Genomic DNA, 18499 nt, shown 5'->3' on the forward strand with positions numbered 1-18499 from the left:
ACCATCAAACCCGTTCGGTCGGGACGACGGCGACCGGTTTGGCATCGGCCAGCGCCTCTTCATCGCGGCGGTTCGCGGTACTGACAGGACGGGCCGTGAAGGTCACGTCCGGTTTGTCGCTCAGCTGGATCACCTCCACCGCCTCGGCATCTTTGATGACCGCCTTGCGTTTGCGGCTTTGCGGCAATACCAGATTCATGATGATGGCGGTGATACCACCGGCGCAGATGGGGTTCTCCACCAGCATGTAGATACCCGCCGGCAGCACCTTGAAGACGTTCGGGTCATAGGAGACACCAAGCCCCAGACCCAGGGAGGTGGCGACAATCAGGGTCTCCCGCCGATCGAAGCCGTGGCTGATGATGATGCGACCACCGGCGATGGCGATCATGGAGAACATGATGACCATGGCGCCCCCCATCACAGGTGACGGTATGGTGGTAAAGAAGCGCCCCACCACCGGGAAGAGCCCCAACAACACCAGAATGACGGCAATAAACTTGCCCACATGGCGTGAGGCCACCCCGGTCATCTGGATAACGCCGTTGTTCTGGGCAAAGGTGGTGAGCGGCAAAGAGCCGAGGGCCGAGGCGATCACCGAGACCAACCCATCAGCCAGCACACCGCCGGAGAGCCGTTTTTGAAACTCGGGGCCCTGAATATCCCGGTGGGAGACCATGGCGGTGGCGGTGATGTCCCCCACCGCCTCCAGCACACTCAACAGATAGATGGTGCCCGCCAACATAAAGGCGTGAAAGTCGAAGGAGAAACCGTACTTGAACGGGATCGGCACCGTAATAAGCGGCAGGTTCTCAAGGGCGGAAAAATCCACCATGCCGAGCATCAGGGCCACCGCATAACCCACCATCAGACCGATGGCGATCCCGCTCATCCGCAGCAACGGGCTTCGACTGCAGTTGAAGGCGACGATGACGCAGAGCACCAGCAGCCCCAGCCCGATGTGCTCGTATTTGCCAAAGGTGCCGCTGCTCATGGCGGAGAAGCCGCCGCCAAAGTCGATGATCCCCACCTTGATAAGGCTCAGGCCAATCATCAGCACCACTACCCCGCTCACGGTCGGGGTGATCACCCGCTTGAGGTAGGGCAGCACGAAGGAGGAGCCCATCACCAGAAAGGCACCGACAAAGGAGACCCCGAGCAGGGTAGAGACGATCAGCTCCTCGTGGATGCCATCTTTTTTCATGGCGCCGCCGAGCGCGATCATCACGGTGACGAAGGAGAAGTTGACCGACTGGATGGAGAGCAGCCCAGACCCGATGGGGCCATAACGGTTCACCTGCAGCCAGGTGCCGATACCGGAGGCGATCATCGCCATGGAGACCAGATAGGCGGTGATCTCGGTAGAGAGGCCCAGGGCGCCGCCGACGATCAGCGCTGGGGTCACCATGGGGACAAAAATAGCCAGCAGATGGGTCACTGCGCCCATCAGGGTTTGATAAAACGGAGGTTTGTCTTCCAGCTCGTAAATGAGATCCGAGTGCTTGCGTGTTGTTTTAGACATCATGTTTGTCCCATCACACAGAATGTAGGCGGAGTACTCATTCCGCCGTCAGGCGCTGGGGGCGAGCTTTCACCCGCCCCTCACCTTTTCTTTTGTTATGCCGACACGTTTTGCTCCAGCTTGCCCAGCTCGCGCAGGATCTGCTCCGGCGTGAAGTGCCACTTGCGCAGCCAGACACCGCAGGCGTCGTGGATGGCGGTGGCGATGGCTGGCGCGGCGCCGTTGACCCCGATCTCCGAGATGGACTTGGCGCCGTAAGGGCCGACCTTGTCGTCACTCGGTACCAGGAAGGCCCGGAAGTCGCGCGGAATGTCGCCAATCTTGGGCGCGCCATAGCTCTTCAGATCCCGGGTGAGCGGAATGCCCTTGCCGTCGTAGCAGATCTCCTCGGTCAATGAGTGGCCGATGGCCCGCATGGTCGCCCCGTAGATCTGGCCGAGCGCCAGTTCCGGGTTGATGGGGGTGCCGCAGTCGAGCAGGGCGTAGAACTTGTCGAGCCGGATCTCGCCGGTTCTGAGGTTGACCGCCACCTCGGCGAAGTTGGCGCCATACGGGAAGGCAAGCTCAGAGGTGATGTAGCTGGCGGTGCCCACGAGGATACCGAAGCCGGTACCGGTCTCGGCCTTGTGGGCCAGCTTGGCGAGGCTCACCTCCCCCAGCTTGCCGCGCACCACGCCCGGGAACGCCAGTTCAACATCTGCTACCGGCTCGCCCAGCATGGCGGCACCGTGGAACAGGATCTTCTCCTTGAGGTTCTCGGCCGCCTTTTTGGCCGCGTTGCCGGAGAAGCAGGTACCTGACGAGGCGTAGGCCCCCTTGTCGAACAGGGCGTGGTCGGTGTCGCCGGAGATGACATGCACATCCCCGAGCGGGCAATGCAGCACTTCAGCAGTCAGCTTGGCCACCACGGTATCGAGGCCGGTGCCGATATCGGCACCACCGGAGTGGACGATAAAGGTGCCGTCCGATTCCAGCTTGACCATGCAGTTGGCCTGATCGATATCCGGGATCCCCGATTTCTGCATGATGATGGCGACGCCACGGCCGATCCGCCAATCCCCGTCAGCGGGTTTGGGGCTATCCCACGCGATCAGTTCGCGGCCCTGTTTGAGGATGGGTTCGAGGGCGCAGCTGGCCGCATGGGGCACCGAGGTGGGCATCTTGCCCTCGCCGATGGCCCCCAGTACCTTGAGGATGTCCCCTTCATGCACCCGGTTGTGCTCCACCATGTCGAGCTGATCGATGCCCAGTTTCTCGGCAAGTTCCGCAATGGCCATGGTCAGGGCAAAGTTGCCCTTGGGCGCACCGTAGCCCTGATAGGCGCCGGTCGGACAGATGTTGCTGTAGTAGGTGTTAACGGTAAAGCGCACGTTGTCGCACGGATAGAGCGGCAGGGAGAGCGCAGGGCCGTTGCTCGGCACCGTCAGAGAGTGGTTGCCGTAAGGACCGGTGTTGGCACGAAAATCCATTTCGATGGCGGTGATGGTGCCATCTTTCTTGGCCCCCACTTTCACCTTCACCTTGGCCACATGGCGCGAGGTATTGCTGATGAACTCCTCTTCACGGGTGTAGCGGAAGGTGACGGGACGGCCGGTGACCTTGGTCGCCCAGGCGCACACCTCTTCCAGCAGGATATCCTGCTTGGAGCCAAAGCCGCCCCCTACCCGCTCCTTGATCACATGCACCTGATGCTGCTTCATGCCGACGATGCGCGCTACCTGACGGCGCACGTGCCACGGCACCTGAGTGGATGCGTGAATGACCAGACGATCGCCATCCATGTAGGTGAAGCAGATGTGCGGCTCGGTCGGGCACTGCTGGGCCTGGGTCGATTCGTAGGTGCGCTCGACAATCTCGTCCGCCTCGGCAAAGCCTTTGGCCACGTCACCGATCTGGCCATGGACGCTGGCGGCCAGGTTCTCGTGCGGGCGGGAACCGATGGGGAAGTTGATGATCATGTGCTCGTCGCCGCGGCGCACCGAGCAGGCGTTCTGCTGCTCCAGATCCGCCGGCGCCCCGGCCATGTAGACGATGGGCTCGTCGTGGACCAGCGGCGCATTGGGGGCCATCGCCTCGTCAATGCTCATGACCGCCGGCAACACCTGATACTCGACCTCGATGAGCTTGAGCGCGGCCAATGCGATGGCTTCGCTCTCGGCCACCACGGCGGCTACCCGATCACCGACGTGACGCAGCTTGCGGCCAAACATGCGGCGATCGAGCGGTGACGGCTCGGGCGCACTCTGGCCACCCGGGGTGTAGTAGATATCCGGGCAGTTGAGGTGGGTGATGACATGCACGACGCCCGGCATGGCTTCGGCGCGGCTCACGTCGAGTTTGGTGATCACCGCATGGGGATGGGGGCTGCGCAGCATCTTGATGACCAGCGCATCCTCGGTGACCCGATCCTCCACGTAGCAGGGCTTGGCCTGTACCATCTTGGCGGCGTCAACCTTGGGGCAGCTCTTGCCGATGTGGCGCAGATCGTCGCGAAACTCGGGGGCAATCTGGCACAGATAATCGGGATCCTTCATCCGTGAACTGGCAAGCTCGATGGCCTGATAGAACTGCTGGTAGCCACCGTCCCGGTGAAACAGGCCCGAGAGCGCGTCGTCGATTTGATCACGGCTAGGTTCGGGATGGCGATCAAGCAGGTCGGTGACAATGAGCGCCGCAGCCGGATCGTTGTAGCCCGACTGCACCACGCCCACATCTACCATCGCCTGCTGTACCAGACTGAGCTGGTTCCAGCTGCCCAGCGACTCGGCGGTGCGCACCTGCGCCCCATCCAGTTGTGCGGCGATCAGCAAGGAGGCGTTGATCACCTTGCCGTTGAAGAGAATGGCATCGGAGCCGGCAAAGCCAAAACCGTCGTCGCTGTTGCGCACCGAGTGCATCCGGCACTGGTTGAACAGGACCCGCTGGGCATTCTCGCCAGCCGGGGTGATGACGGTGCGCAGGGCACCGTTCAGTGTGAAGTTTAGTTCCATCATGCCTGTACCTCCTGCTGCTGGCACTCGACCAGCAGATCCGCCACCACTACCCCGCTGATATAGCGCTTGTAGGTCACGCTGCCGCCGAGATCCTCGCGCGGTGCAACCAGCTCGCTCACGGCCGCCTCCAGCGCGGCATCATGCAGATCGCGGCGCTCCACATCACGCAGGCGCATCGGCTGCGGCGTAACGCCAGCAACGGCGACCCGCATCTCGCCAAGGGCATCGAGGGCGACGGCGGCAGTCATCACCGCCAAGCCATCGGCGTTGCGGCTGATACGGCGAGTGGCGCAGCGCAGCGCGGGCTCCGGCAGCACCACCCCCAGCACCAGCTCCTTGCGCTGGCCTGCCAGATAGGCATCGATGGGTTGCAGCTGGTTGTTCTCCAGCACTACCACGGCTTCGAGCACCAGCAGTACCGGCAGCAGCGGGGAGTCCTGCTGCTGGCAGGCAATCTCGCCGCCGAGGGTGGCCTGATTGCGCAGATGGCGAGAGTAGACAAACCCCAGCGCCTCGCACAGGGCGGTCGGGGTACGAGGGTCGTCTTTGAGTGCTTGCAGGGTGACGGTGGCACCGATATGGAGCTGGCCGTGCTGCTGCTCAATCTGGCCAAGTCCGAGCTTGTCCAGCGAGATGGCGACCTTCTTGTCGGTGCGGGTCGGGGCGGCGTTGAGCTTGCTGCCGCCCCCCATGTAGACGGCGTCGTTGCCAAAGCGGGCCTTGAGTTCCAAAGCCTGACCCAGTTGCTCGGGTCGGAAGAATTGCTCAATCATGTGTCGTCCTTACTCTTGCTGCCCGCCGCCGGGGAGTTCCACAGGGCGGGCAATCCAGTCCAAACGTGCGGAGGGTGGCCTCAGGCCAGCTGATCCATCCGTTGCCACAGGCGGCTCGCCACCTTGCTGGCCTGCTGATAAATGGGCTCGACGTCAAAGGCGAACTCGCGATCCTGATAGACCATGCGTCCCTCGACCATCACGCTGTTGACCGAGGATGAGCCCATACCGAAGGCGAGATGGCCGCCGAGGTTGCGCGGTGCCAGCGGAGTCGGTGCGGCGTAGTCGAAGAGTGTGAGGTCAGCCTTGTAACCCGGCTCCAAGCGGCCAAATTTGGCGCCGAAGTTGCGCTCCAGCAGGGTGTTGCCGTTCCAGAGGAAGCGGGCAAAGCTGTCAGGCCAGAGCGCTCCGCCGGCATCCTTGTGCTTGAAGTAGGCAAACTTGAGCTCTTCGAGCATGTCGGAGCCGATACCATCGGTACCGAGCGCCAGATTGCGATACTCCGGCAGGTGCATGTTGTAGCCCACGTGGTTATTCATGTTGGAGCGGGCGTTATGTACCAGGAAGGCATCGCGGCTGTTGAGCAGCTCGATGTCAGCCGGGCTCAGGTAGATGCCGTGGGCGATCAGAGTCTTGCTGTCGATAAGGCCAAACTCGTCCAGCCGGGCGATGGGCTCCTTGCCATAGTGGTGGTGACCGTGGGCCATGTCGTAGCGGTCTTCCGCCACATGGATATGCAGACCACGACCGGTGACCTGCACCGCTTCGCGCAGCATGGCCAGCCCCTCGTCGGGTACGGTGAAGGGGGCGTGAGCGCCGATATGAGCCTCCACCAGATAGGGTTCGCTCCCCTTGGCTTTGGCCGCATCGATCTGTTGGGCGAACAGGATGTTCTCCTCCACCCCGGCCTGCAGTTCGGCGAGGCCGCCGTTGCGATCCGTGGTCTCGAAGCAGGTCATGCCACGCAGACCCGCCTCCATAAACCCTTTGCGCAGCACATTCAGGGAGCCCTTGATGAAGTTGGGCGAGGCGTGGTGGTCGATCACCGCACTGCAACCGCTCTTGATCGCTTCCAGCGAGCAGATGAGGCCGCTGTAGTAGAGGGACTCTTCATCGAGCGCCCGATCGAGCCGCCACCAGAGATTTTTCAGGGTGGAGATAAAGTCCGGGCAGGGGGCGATATTGGCCATGATCCCCCGCGACAGGCCGGAGTAGAAGTGGTTGTGGGCACAGACGATACCCGGCATCACCAGCTTGCCGCCCATCTCCCGATAGTTGGCCTCCGGGTAGAGGGCCCGCAGATTGGGCCCCACCGCTTTGATAAGCGATCCTTCGATGGCGATATCCACCCCTTCCAGCACCCGGGTCGGCTCCAGCTGGACAGCGGTGACGTTCTTCAGAATAAACATGGTTTGCTCCTTCGCTTATTCGTGGTTCGCTCAGGCCTCGACGGCCCCCAGCAGGTAGTGGTGATGAGCATGGACATGGCTGATGATCCGGCACATGTCGCCAAGGGCCGCTGGCGCATCCTTGATCCGGCTCTGGGCATCTATGGTCAGGCGATAGGTCTCGCCATCCTGACGCACCCGCAGTTCGCCACCGTCAGCCAGATAGAAACCGGGGTTGCGGCTGTTGTCGAAGTCCTCGGGCAGGCTGAAGATGGTGACCTTGTCCTGATAGGGCTTGCCCTGCCACGGGCAGAACTGGGCGCAGTTGCCACATTCGTTGCAGTAGGCATCCAGGTGCAGGGTCTGGAACTGGTCTTTGAAGCCCGGCACCGCGATGGCGACGTTGGCCCGGTTGGGGCAGACATCCACGCACTTGCTGCAGAGGTAGTTGCACTCGAGGCAACGGTGCGCCTCTTGCGCCACGAAGGCATCGCGCTCGTTCTTGTCAACCATGGTGACGGCGATGCTCCCCTTGCGGCGGTAGATCTCATCCTTGCCCGACGGCTGGATGGTCACTTCACTCTGCTGGCTGGCGATATGCTCACGAGAGAGCACCAGATCCGCGGCGCGGCGGGCACCACCGATGGCACCGACGATGGAGGACGGGCCGCTCTGCACGTCACCGATGAGGAAGACGTTGCGACGGCTGGTTTCGCCAGTCTGGCCATCCACCTCGGGCCAGCCATCGCTGCCAAGGGGAATGCCCATCGCTTTCAATACCTCGCAATCAGGCTGCTCGCCGATGGCGGTGATCAGGGCATCCATCTGCATCACTTCGGTCTGCTCGGTGGGCACCGGACGGCGGCGGCCCTGCTCGTCAGGATCCCCCAGCGCCATCATCCGCACGGTAAGCTTGCCATCTTTCTCAAAGCGCTCCGGATTGGTGAGGAAGCAGAAACGCACCCCATCCTCCACTGCTTCCAGATACTCCTCGCGATAGGCGGGCATCTCTTTTTCGCTGCGGCGGTAGATAACGGTCACATCGCTGACACCCGGCACCTTGAGGGCGGCGCGGGCACAGTCCATGGCGGTGTTGCCGGCACCGATCACCGCCACATGGCGGCCCAGCGGCAGCGGTTTGCCCTGATTGAAGCTGCGCAGGAAATGGAAGGATTTGTAAATCCGCTCGTGTCCCCCTTCGAGGCGCATGCCACCATTCTTGTCGGCACCGATGCCGACGAAGACATAGCTAAAGCCCTGGGCGTGCAGCTTGTCGACGGTGAGCGCCGGATCGCAGCCAAACTCGAACTTGACCCCGTGAGCGGCGACAAAGTCGATGTCATGCTGGATAAGTTCGGCCGGAATGCGGAACTCGGGGATGATGTGCTTGACCACGCCACCGGCATCCGCTTCGCGCTCGAACACGGTGACCGGGTGACCGGCACGGGCCAGGAAGTAACCGGCGGAGAGACCGGCCGGGCCGGCGCCAATAACTGCAACCGGATGCTTGTCACCGCTGCCAGCCGGTTTGTGCCAGCGGGCCTTGTACCCTTCCCAGCCGCGCTCCAGCGCCACTTTTTTCAGCTCGCGGATGTTGAGCGCGCTGTCGTAATCGAGACGGGTGCAGTTGTACTGGCACTGGTGATCACAGATATGACTGGTGATGGCAGGCAAGGCGTTGCGCTGATAAATCAGCTCAAGGGCTGCCACATACTCCCCCTCGCCCATCAGGCGAATGTACTCGGGGATATCCTGATGCACGGCGCAGGCGGTGACGCAGGGCGCCACGTAGCAGTCGGTCAGCGGCAGGCCACCACCCACTTCGATGCGATCCTCGGACTTCCACTCCTTCTGGGTGTAATCCATGGTGAGCGCCTTGGCGGCAAGCGCCTCCAGCTTGGCCACGTCCACCTGAGTCATGCCCCAGCTGTCAGAAGCGTCGATCTCTTTGAGGCACTCGATCTGGCGCAGGTAGCCACCCGGTTTGAGCAGGTCAGTGGCCATGGTGATGGGACGGATACCGGTCTCGAAGATCTCGGCGATGTTGAACTTGCTGGCACCGCCCGAGTAGGAGATGGGCAGCTTGCCATCGAAGGCGCGGGACAGCACGGCGGCCACGTTGATGGAGAGCGGGAACAGCGCCCGACCGGACATATACATCTCATCGCCGGGCAGTGCCCCTTTGCGGTTGATGGTGCCGAGAGTGTTGGTGAGTTTCACCCCGAAGGTGAGCCCCTTCTCGGCCCCCAGCGCCATCAAGCGGGTCAGCATCGCCTTGGCCTGATCCAGCTTGAGGTCGTGATCGAACGACTCTTCGCTCAAACCAATGTAATCAAAGCCGCAGGTATCGAGGATCTCGCGCACCCGCGGGTAGCCCAGCAGAGTCGGGTTCAGCTTGACGAAGGTGTTGAGCCCCTTCTCTTCCAGCATGTAGCGGCAGATGGCCTCAATTTCGTTCGGCGGGCAGCCATGCATGGTAGAGAGGGTAACGCCGTGCACCAGATTGGCCGGGATACGATCTACCAGCTGTTGCAGGCGATCGCGGCGCGCCCCCAGTCCCAGCTCGGCGATAAACTGCTCGTCGGCCACGAGGTCACGTACCACCTGCTGGTACTCGGCAAATTTCGGACTTTGGCTTGCATCCATCAGGCTGTGGATGAACTGCTGCATCGGTGGCTGTTTGATGCCATCGAGGTTGTAACCCACGCTCATGTTGAAGATGAAGGACTTGGCCTCTCCGTCGAGGCGCGGGTCAAACACCTCCTCCAGCAGGTAGAGGGCAAACCAGGCTTTCAGATACTCGTCAAACGCCTTGGGCAGGGTGAACTCGGTAGACCACTCGGTGTTGAAGCACTCATCCTCGGCGTCAATACAGGGCTTTTCCAGTTCGAGACGGTCCAGGATCTGCACCGTCTTGAGCTCGATAAAGCGCCCGCCGGTCAGCCAGGAGGTAACGATGTTCTGGGCCAACTGGGTATGGGGGCCGGCTGCCGGGCCAATGGGAGTCTCGCAGGTTTCACCGAACACCTTGATCTTGCGCTCGTCCTGCTTGCGATAAAATTGTGCGGCGGGAATACCGAAAATAGTCTGACTCTCTTTATATTCCGCAAAAATACGGGTCAGAAGGTTCTTGAAGGGAACGGGTCGCATAATATCGCCCATGGCTATCTCCTTGCAGCTGTTCTGCTCATTGGCAGCATGAATAAATGGGGTATCCCGCACGGGCATGACCCCTTGGCAAGGAGAGGAGCAACTATCAGGCCACTCCATCGGCAAAACTATTTTTTAGGGTAAAAGCGTGAGATGGCTCGAATTAATGAAGGCGGTTTGGCATGTCGCCATTATGATTAATGAGAGTGGTTCTCACTCACTTGAAATTTTATTCAAGGCAATGTCAGAGAAAAATGAAAAGTATCAAATCGGCAGCGATAAATATCACTTTGATAGGATAAAAATCATCCAGCATTATCGCAAGCAAACCCCGGCCAATATGGCCGGGGTTTGCTTAAAAGTCACTGCTATATAAAAGGCGGTCGTCGCTATTTCGGTTTATCCAAAGGCTGCGAGATGACTCGGCGTTACCGCCCCGCTGGCTGCCATTGCACGCAGAGGGAGCTGGGCCCCAACGATGCGACTCAGCCCTGCTCGGTCGTAAACTCGTCGGCAGAACGCAGCTCCAGTTCGCCACGGATCAGCGCCTGATAGCGCTCGGGGGTATCGATATCAAAGAGGATGGCAGGACTCTCGACCGGTATGGTGCGATGGGGACGTTGCAGCAACCAGCGGCGCACCGAACCCTGTGCCGGCGCGGCAGCCAGCTCCCTTGCGAGGGATTTTGGCAGCAAGACCGGATGACCCGCCTCCCCCTCAAAGCTCGGGAACAGGGCGAGCTCTCCGCGCGCCTGCCACAACTGCTGATAGACCTCGCACGGGATACAGGGCAGATCCCCGTGGCTGATAAAGAGGTAGTCAGCATTGCTGGCCGCCAAAGCGCAGCGGATGGAACTGCCCAGCCCCAACTCATAGTCAGGGTTATGGACGATGAGAATGTCGGGGCGATTCCCATAACAGGCAGCGAGTTCCGCACCGCGATGGCCCACGACCAAAATAATCCGGGAGCAGAAGGCCAGGGCATTTTTGAGACTTGCATCAAGAATTGTCCCGGAGCCATAAGGTAGCATCATTTTCCATGCCCCCATGCGGGATGACAAACCTGCTGCGGTAATTATACAGTCACACTGTTCACGCCCCCGAGCCTGCACCTTTTCATTCACCTCGCTATTTATTTCGGTCATTGCCATGTCCTTGCCACACTCTGTTATTCACGCGTTTCCGGATATTGGTTCGCTTTTAAATCCACTGCTTGAAAATAGTGACAACCATACCACGCTAATTAGCCTTTGTGGTGCCGGCGGAAAAACCAGCACCCTGTTCTGGCTGGCGGAATATTTTTATAAGCAGGGTAAAAGGGTGCTAATTACCACCACCACCCGGATGTTTCTGCCAGCCCCGTCACACTATCGGGAATTGATTATCGAGACGGATCCCGTTCGTCAACTTACCCGCTGTCAGGCTCTGCCGGATGGCCCGACCCTGGTTGCCCTGTTCAGCCATCTCGACGAGCGCACCGGCAAGGTTGCAGGACCGGATCTGCGCCAAATCGACCTGCTCAAAGGACAGCAGCGCTTCGATCTCATCCTGGTCGAAGCGGATGGCGCCCATCACAAGTTATTGAAAGTGCCCGCTTTGCACGAACCTTGCATTCCACACCAGAGTGACTGGGTGATCGCCCTGCTGGGCGGCGCCATGGTGGGAGCCAATGCCGAACCGGCGCAGATCCACCGCTGGGCTGAATTGCAGGCTCTGTGCGGGATTGCGGCCGGTGAGCCACTGGATTGGGCACTGTTTGACAGGCTGCTCTCCCACCCCGAGGGGGTGTTCAAGGGCACCCCGCCCGGGGCGCGCCGGATCTGGTTTATCAATGGCGATTATCAAAATGAGGCGTCGTGGCTGGCGGAATTGATAAAGCTGCAGAGCCGCCACCCCGAGATCCACGCTATCTGGCAGGGGGCCGTGCGCGAATCCCCCCCCATTCGTCACCTGATCTGCACAGCTCCGCACGGGGAGGCGCTTTAGCCTCACCCCTGACGTTTTAAGGATGAAAAGAGGTACCTTATGAATCTGTTTGCACACGCAGCCCGACTGGAACAGGAGAACACTCCGTTTGCCATGGCCCAGATCATCGAGAGCCGTGGCTCCACCCCGCGCCATCAGGCCCAGATGCTGGTAATGGCCGATGGCCAGATCCTCGGTACCATCGGCGGCGGCATGATCGAGCGGCTGGTGATCGAGGAAGCGATGGCCGCCATTGCCGAGCGCAAGCCCCGCATCTTCCACGGCCGGATGGCGCGCAACGGTGAGCATGCGGTCGGGTCGGATTGCGGTGGTGCCATGTCGGTCTATATCGATGTCTATGGTCTGCGACCACGGCTGGTGCTCATTGGTGCCGGCCACGTCAACCGGGCTGTGGCCCATGCTGCGGCGCCGCTCGGCTTTGATGTCCATGTAGGGGATTGCTTCGAGGGGAGCCTCAACCCTGATCTCTTCCCCGCCGGTACCCATCTGGTGCAGGCCGATACCATCAGCGCGGTGATCGAGAAACTGGCCATCGAGCCCGCCAACTTCGTCATCATCGCCACCAACCATCAGGACAAGGAGGCGCTGGATCGGCTCATCAGCCGTCCCCTCGCCTATCTGGGGCTGCTCGCCAGCAAGCGCAAGGTGCAGACCTTCACCCAGGCGCTGCGCCAGCAAGGGGTGAGCCAGGATCAATTGCAGCAGCTGCACGCCCCCATCGGCTACAACATCGGCGCCGAGACCCCCGAGGAGATCGCCATCAGCATTCTCGCCGAGTTGTTGCAGGTGAAAAACGGCAAGGCAGGCGGTCTGATGCAGGATGATGTGCGCCTCAAGCGGGATCAGCTGGTGGTGATGCGCGGCTCCGGCGATATCGCCACCGGGGTGGCGCTGCGCCTGCACAATGCCGGCTTCAAGGTGGTGATGCTGGATCTCGACAAGCCCACGGTGATCCGCCGCACCGTCGCCTTCGCTCAGGGCATGTTCGACGGCGAAACAAGGGTCGAGGGAGTGCGTGCCAAGCGGGTCGAGAGCGTCGAACAGGCGTTCGAGCAGCTTGATCGGGGCGTCATTCCGCTACTGGTTGACCCTGACTGTGCCACCCTCGCCGAGCTCAAGCCCCGCTATCTGGTGGATGCCATCCTCGCCAAGCAGAATCTCGGCACCCACAAGGAGATGGCCCCCATTACGGTAGCCCTTGGCCCGGGGTTTGAGGCGGGGCGCGACTGCGATGCGGTCATTGAGACCAACCGCGGCCACCATCTGGGGCGGGTTATCTATCAGGGCCCTGCCCAGCCCAATACCGGCATTCCCGGGGTGATCGAGGGACACTCCGCCCGCCGGGTAGTGCGCGCGCCCGTCGCCGGGGTGATGAAGAGTATTATCAAGCTCGGTGATCTGGTGCAGGAGGGGGATGTGATCGCTCACGTGGGGGACGCCCCCATTATCGCGCCGCTCTCCGGCATGGTGCGGGGGCTACTCAGCGATGGCATCGAGGTGACCGTCGGCTTCAAGATCGGTGACATCGACCCCAGAGGCGAGCGGGCCGACGCCACCACGGTATCGGACAAGGCACGCGCCATCGGCGGCGCCGTGCTGGAAGCAATGATGCATCTGGCCCAGCGCAGATAAGCCAACCACCAACACAAAGGGCCCGCCATGATGGCGGGCCCTTTTTATTTCGTTGCCGACAATCGACTCAACCGTGCTTGACGCGGGTCTCCCCCGCCACCGACACCACAGAGCGCTTGCCCTTGCGGCTGATGACGATAAGCGCCAGCACGATAAGGGCGATGCCGCTCCCCTCCACCGGCCCCGGATTTTCACCCAGCAGCCACCATGAGAGCAGCACGCCGCTCACCGGCACCGCCAGGGTACTGAGGCTGGCGATCCCGGCCGGCAGCTTTTTCAGTACGAACAGCCAGAGGCTCCAGGCCAGTGCCGTGGCGAAGATGGCGCTGTAGGCGAGCGCGCCAAACACATAGGGCTGCCAGTCGATGGGTCGCTCCGGCACAAGCGCCGCCACCACGGCCATCACCATGGTGGCGTAGATCATCTGCCAGGTGGTGAGGGACATCAGATCCACCGCGGGATGGCGGGCATACATCCGCTTGGCGATGATGGCGCTGATCCCCCAGCAGATGCCGGAGGCAATCCCCAGCAGCGCACTCTTCATGGAATCCAGATGCAATTGCCAGGGCTCGATCACCAGTAGCAGCCCGCAGGCCGCCACCCCGACCGCCAGATAGTGGAGCTTGCGCATCCGCTCGCCGAGAAAGAGCGCCGCGAAGATCACCACCCAGAACGGCATGGTGTAGCTCAGAATGGCAACCTTGCCCGCCCCGCCGCTGATAAGCGCCCACTGGGCCAACCCCACCATGCCGCAGGTCTGGAACAATGCGATGGCGAGGGTATAGCGAAACGGGGTGGGTTTGAGATAACGGCGCCCGCGCAGGGCCAATACCAGCAGCAGAACCAGAGATCCGCACAGGCAGCGCAGGGCGGTGAACTCGAAGGCCCCCGCGTAAAGCATCACCTGCTTCATCACGATCCAGCTGTAACTCCAGATGGCGGTGAGCAGGATCAATCCCACCAGCGCCGCCATATTGATCTTTCCGCTCATTTGCTTGTTACTCACCTCTTGTCACTCATTGCGCCGGTTCAACTCTCGACGTCTTGCCCGCGCTTGAAGGCGGCCATCTTACGCCGCTCATCGTCCGCTGGCCATGATTGCCCCAAAATGAACAAGGGGGCCGACGGCCCCCACAATCACACTCAACCCGAGCTGGAACGCCTAGCGGCTGATAAGGGTTCCGGTCTTGCCGGCAATGCCGTCGGCGGCCTTCTCCAGCAAGGTGATCAGGGATTTGCGCCCCGGCATGGAGGTCGCGAACGAGAGCGCCGCCTCCACCTTGGGCAGCATGGAGCCCTTGGCAAACTGTCCCTGTGCAATAAAGCTGTTGGCATCGGCCACGCTCAGCTGATCGAGCCACTGCACCTCGGGCTTGCCGAAGTTGATGGCAACCTTCTCTACCGCGGTAAGGATGATCAGCATGTCGGCGTCGATAAGCTCCGCCAGCTTGGCACTGGCCCAATCCTTGTCGATCACCGCACTGGCACCGCGCAGGTGATTGCCCTCGCGCAGCACCGGAATGCCGCCGCCACCGACGGTGATCACCACCTGACCGGCGGCCAGCATGGCAGAGACGGTCTCTTTCTCGATGATATCGACGGGTTTGGGGGATGCCACCACCCGGCGATAGCCACGGCCGGCATCCTCCTTGAGCCGCTCGCCCTTGGCCATCAATGCTTCGGCCTCCTCCTTGCTGAAGAAACCGCCAATGGGTTTGCTCGGGTCCTGGAAGGCGGGATCGTTTTTATCCACCTCCACCTGGGTCACCAAAGTGGCAACCGGCTTGTGAATACCACGCGCCAGCAAGGCCTCGCGCAGGGCGTTTTGCAGGTCATAACCGATATAACCCTGACTCAGGGCCACGCAGACCGACATGGGCAGATGGGGCGCCTTGGGGTCGTGGCGGGCCGCCACCTCGAACGCCTGCTGGATCATCCCCACCTGCGGGCCGTTGCCGTGGGTCACCACCACTTCATGCCCCTGAGCGATCAGGTCGGCAATGGTGCCCGCCGTGCTCTGCACCGCCTTCATCTGCTCGGGCAGGTTGTTGCCCAGCGCATTGCCACCAAGGGCCAGTACGATTCTCTGTTTCATCTTGTTATCTCCAGTGATGGGACAAGCCGGCGCGATACCGGCCCACCTTTCGTTGTTCACATAACCTTGCTGATTTGCGTGTTTCGAACGAATTGTCAGCCTGCAGCCACGGGGCAAGGCGAGTGCAGATCCGGCGCCAACGCCGGATCAAAGGGCGCTCTGGCCAGAAAGCGGCCATGACCACGCCGCCCCAGAAACTCGCCATCGCGAGCGACTATCTCGCCACGGCTCAGGGTCATTCTGATCCGGCCGGGGCAATGCATCCCCTCGTAGGGGCTGTAGTCGCCGTTGTCGTGCAACTGTTGATGGGAAATCAGGGTGTCACCACGGGGATCCATCAGCACCAGATCAGCGTCAGACCCCGGTTGCAGGTTGCCCTTGCGCGGCCAGAGGCCAAACAGGCGCGCCGGGTTGACGCTGGTGAGAGCTACAAAGCGGGACGGCGAGATGCGCCCGCCCAGCACCCCGTGGGCAAACAGCAGCAGCATCCGGTTTTCGACCCCGGGCAAGCCGTTGGGGCAGCGGCTGAAATCGCCCCCCGAGAGGGTCATGCGCTGGGCGTGGGAGAAGTTGCAGTGATCGGTCGCCACCGTATCGATGTCACCAGCAGCGATACCGACCCACAGCTTGTCCTGCTCGCGGCGCGAGCGCAGCGGCGGGCTCAGCAGATAGTCGACCCCGTTCTCCTTGTAATAACACTGCTCATCGAGCAGCAGATATTGCGGGCAGGTCTCCACCCAGACCGGCTGGCCCTGACGACGCGCCAGTTTCAGATACTCCAGCCCCAAGCCATTGGAGAGGTGGACGATATAGAGCGGGGCATTGCCAGCGAGCCCCGCCAGATTGATCATCCGGGCCACCGCCTCGGCTTCGCACTCCAGTGGGCGGCTTTGCGGGTGATACCAGGGCTCGTGATGGCCTGCGGCCAATAGGGCAGCCCGGCGCGCCGCGATGGCGGCATCGTTCTCGGGGTGGACGGTGGCAAGCGCCCCCACCTCCTTGAGGCGGGCCAGGGCGCGCAGCACGTCGTGATCCCCCAACTTGTACTGGTAGGTGAGATAGAGCTTGAAGCTGCTGATCCCCTCCTCCTGCACCATGGAGGCCATCTCGTGGAGGATGGCGTCATCCACATGCTGGATCACGCCGTGAAAGCTGTAATCGATCACCGCCTGATCGGCGGCATAGTCGTGATAGCGGGCCAGCTGGTGATGCAGATTGCACCCCGCCGGGCCAAATCCCATGTGATCGACGATGGTGGTGGTGCCACCACAGGCGGCGGCACGGGTACCGCTGAAAAAGTCATCGCAACTGCGGGCAATGCCCACGTCGATGTTAAAGTGGGTATGTACGTCGATGCCACCCGGCATCACATAACAGCCGCTGGCATCGATCACGTCGGTCTCGCCATCGGGCTGGATAGCGGCGGCCCGCGCGCGGATCGCCCCGTTCTCGATCAGCAGATCCTGACGATATTCACCCTGTGCATCGACCAGCACACCGTTTTTGATCAGCCGTTTCATTCCCACCACCTCGAACATCACTTCAAACAGCAAAGCCCCGCCTCAATGGAGACGGGGCACTTGCAACAGCCGGGCCGCGATGGCAGCCACCACCCGGCAGACCCCTTACTTGTCCAGCTCGGCCAGATAGAGCATGGGGATCACGGCGTACATGGCGGCGCACTTGACCAGATGCTCTTTCCAGGTCTTCTCGTTCGGGGCGTGGGCCTCCGGCTCTTTACCCGGGCCAAAACCGATGACCGGAATACCGTGGCGACCCATGATGGAGACCCCGTTGGTCGAGAAGGTCCACTTGTCCACCACCGGCTCCTTGTTGAACAGCTCGCGATAAGCCTTGGAGAGGGTTTTGACGGTGATGTGATCCTCTTCCACCTTCCAGGTCGGGAAGTAGCACTCGGTCGGATAGACCAGACCTGTGTAGGCCGGACGGTCGTACTGGTACATGGAGACCTCGGCACCGGCGGCTTTCACCGCAGGCAGGGCGCGGATCTCGTCGAGCGCCCCTTGCCAGGTTTCGCCCCAGGTGAGGCGGCGGTCGATGGAGACGGCGCAGCTGTCTGCCACGGCGCAGCGGCTTGGGGAGGTGAAGAAGATCTCGGAGACGGTCAGGGTGCCCTTGCCGAGGAAGTCGTCATTGCCGAGGTTGTGGCTCAGCTCCTGCAGCTCGCCAAGGATGGGGCCCATCTTGAAGATGGCGTTGTCACCGCGCTCCGGTGCGGAGCCGTGGCAGCTGACCCCCTGCACATCGATGCGGATCTCCATGCGGCCACGCTGGCCACGGTAGATCTGGCAGTCGGTGGGTTCGGTACTGACCACAAACTCGGGGCGGATCTTGCTCTGCTCGATGATGTACTGCCAGCAGAGGCCGTCGCAATCCTCCTCCTGTACGGTACCGGTCACCAGCAGGGTGTATTGATCTTCCAGCCCGAGATCCTTGATGATCTTGCCCGCATAGACCATTGAGGCCATGCCGCCTTCTTGGTCAGATGCGCCGCGGCCACCGATGATCTCGTGATCTTCCATCCCCTCATAGGGGTCAAACTTCCAGTTGGCCATGTTGCCGACGCCCACGGTATCGATGTGGGCATCCATGGCGATCAGGTGCGGGCCGTGGCCGATATAGCCCAGCACGTTGCCCATGGGATCGATCTCGACCTTGTCAAAACCAACCTTCTCCATCTCCTGTTTGATGCGCAGCACGACGCGCTCTTCATCGCAGCTCTCGCTCGGGATGGCGATCATGTCGCGCAGGAACTGACTCATCTCGGCCTTGTACTGGTAGGCCTTCTCCAACACCATTTCAAACGGAATTTGCTTGCTCATTGTGATTCTCCATAACAACTGAGAGTGCGTGGCCTGTTCGTCGGCCGCGCCCTGTGCCCGTTACCGCGCCCCGTTGGCGAGGCGCGATCAGTTCTTCAATTCGTCTCTCTGCTCTCG

At 61.4% G+C, this 18499-nt stretch carries 13 protein-coding genes; 3 read left to right on the top strand and 10 right to left on the bottom strand.

Annotated elements, in window-relative coordinates:
• Positions 1–4: 4 nt before the first annotated feature.
• From NOM67_RS03705 to ygfK, 5 genes are all read right to left on the bottom strand, one after another.
• Entirely contained in the window at positions 5–1522 is a 1518-nt protein-coding gene (locus NOM67_RS03705) for a nucleobase:cation symporter-2 family protein (RefSeq protein ID WP_255933861.1), read from the bottom strand.
• 95 nt (positions 1523–1617) lie between these two features.
• The gene (locus NOM67_RS03710) at positions 1618–4515 is read right to left on the bottom strand and encodes a molybdopterin-dependent oxidoreductase Mo/Fe-S-binding subunit (RefSeq protein ID WP_255933864.1); all 2898 of its coding nucleotides are present in this window, start codon (positions 4513–4515) and stop codon (positions 1618–1620) included.
• Positions 4512–5288 (bottom strand): molybdopterin-dependent oxidoreductase FAD-binding subunit, encoded by a 777-nt coding sequence (gene ygfM / locus NOM67_RS03715; RefSeq protein WP_255933866.1) that lies wholly within the window; start codon positions 5286–5288, stop codon positions 4512–4514. The genes NOM67_RS03710 and ygfM overlap by 4 nt, the downstream gene beginning before the upstream one ends.
• An 80-nt stretch (positions 5289–5368) precedes the next feature.
• Positions 5369–6697: a putative aminohydrolase SsnA gene (ssnA, locus tag NOM67_RS03720; protein ID WP_255933868.1), complete on the bottom strand. Its 1329-nt coding sequence runs from the start codon at positions 6695–6697 to the stop codon at positions 5369–5371.
• 30 nt (positions 6698–6727) lie between these two features.
• Entirely contained in the window at positions 6728–9838 is a 3111-nt protein-coding gene (gene ygfK / locus NOM67_RS03725; RefSeq protein WP_255933870.1) for a putative selenate reductase subunit YgfK, read from the bottom strand.
• A 136-nt stretch (positions 9839–9974) separates the two neighbouring features.
• Here ygfK and NOM67_RS03730 point away from each other — a divergent pair, with 136 nt between their 5' ends.
• A complete protein-coding gene (locus NOM67_RS03730) occupies positions 9975–10202 on the top strand; it encodes a hypothetical protein (protein WP_255933872.1) in 228 nt (75 codons plus the stop codon).
• Positions 10203–10311: 109 nt separating this feature from the next.
• Here the strand turns inward: NOM67_RS03730 and mocA are convergent, their stop codons facing one another.
• Positions 10312–10977, bottom strand: coding sequence for a molybdenum cofactor cytidylyltransferase (gene mocA, locus NOM67_RS03735; protein WP_338142768.1), 666 nt, complete (start codon positions 10975–10977; stop codon positions 10312–10314).
• Here mocA and yqeC point away from each other — a divergent pair.
• Positions 10976–11812 carry a selenium cofactor biosynthesis protein YqeC gene (yqeC, locus tag NOM67_RS03740; protein ID WP_071910247.1) on the top strand — a complete coding sequence of 279 codons (837 nt, stop codon included), beginning with the start codon at positions 10976–10978 and terminating at the stop codon, positions 11810–11812. The two genes, mocA and yqeC, sit on opposite strands and share 2 nt — an antisense overlap.
• Positions 11813–11851: 39 nt before the next feature.
• Complete coding sequence (yqeB, locus tag NOM67_RS03745) at positions 11852–13444, top strand: selenium-dependent molybdenum cofactor biosynthesis protein YqeB (protein ID WP_255933879.1); 1593 nt, start codon at positions 11852–11854, stop codon at positions 13442–13444.
• A gap of 67 nt (positions 13445–13511) precedes the next feature.
• On the opposite strand, the gene NOM67_RS03750 is transcribed toward yqeB, so the two are convergent.
• The 4 genes from NOM67_RS03750 to NOM67_RS03765 all read right to left on the bottom strand — a co-directional run bounded on the left by NOM67_RS03750 (position 13512) and on the right by NOM67_RS03765 (position 18382).
• Positions 13512–14435, bottom strand: a complete 924-nt coding sequence (locus NOM67_RS03750; protein WP_255935125.1) for a DMT family transporter — start codon at positions 14433–14435, stop codon at positions 13512–13514.
• Between the two features lie 171 nt (positions 14436–14606).
• Complete coding sequence (gene arcC / locus NOM67_RS03755) at positions 14607–15539, bottom strand: carbamate kinase (protein WP_255933881.1); 933 nt, start codon at positions 15537–15539, stop codon at positions 14607–14609.
• A gap of 95 nt (positions 15540–15634) precedes the next feature.
• The gene (gene hydA / locus NOM67_RS03760) at positions 15635–17059 is read right to left on the bottom strand and encodes a dihydropyrimidinase (RefSeq protein WP_255933883.1); all 1425 of its coding nucleotides are present in this window, start codon (positions 17057–17059) and stop codon (positions 15635–15637) included.
• A 105-nt stretch (positions 17060–17164) separates the two neighbouring features.
• A complete protein-coding gene (locus NOM67_RS03765; RefSeq protein WP_033113252.1) occupies positions 17165–18382 on the bottom strand; it encodes a YgeY family selenium metabolism-linked hydrolase in 1218 nt (405 codons plus the stop codon).
• Positions 18383–18499: the final 117 nt, after the last annotated feature.

Origin of the sequence: Aeromonas sp. SG16 (assembly GCF_024436135.1) — a bacterium.
GTDB lineage: Bacteria > Pseudomonadota > Gammaproteobacteria > Enterobacterales > Aeromonadaceae > Aeromonas > Aeromonas jandaei.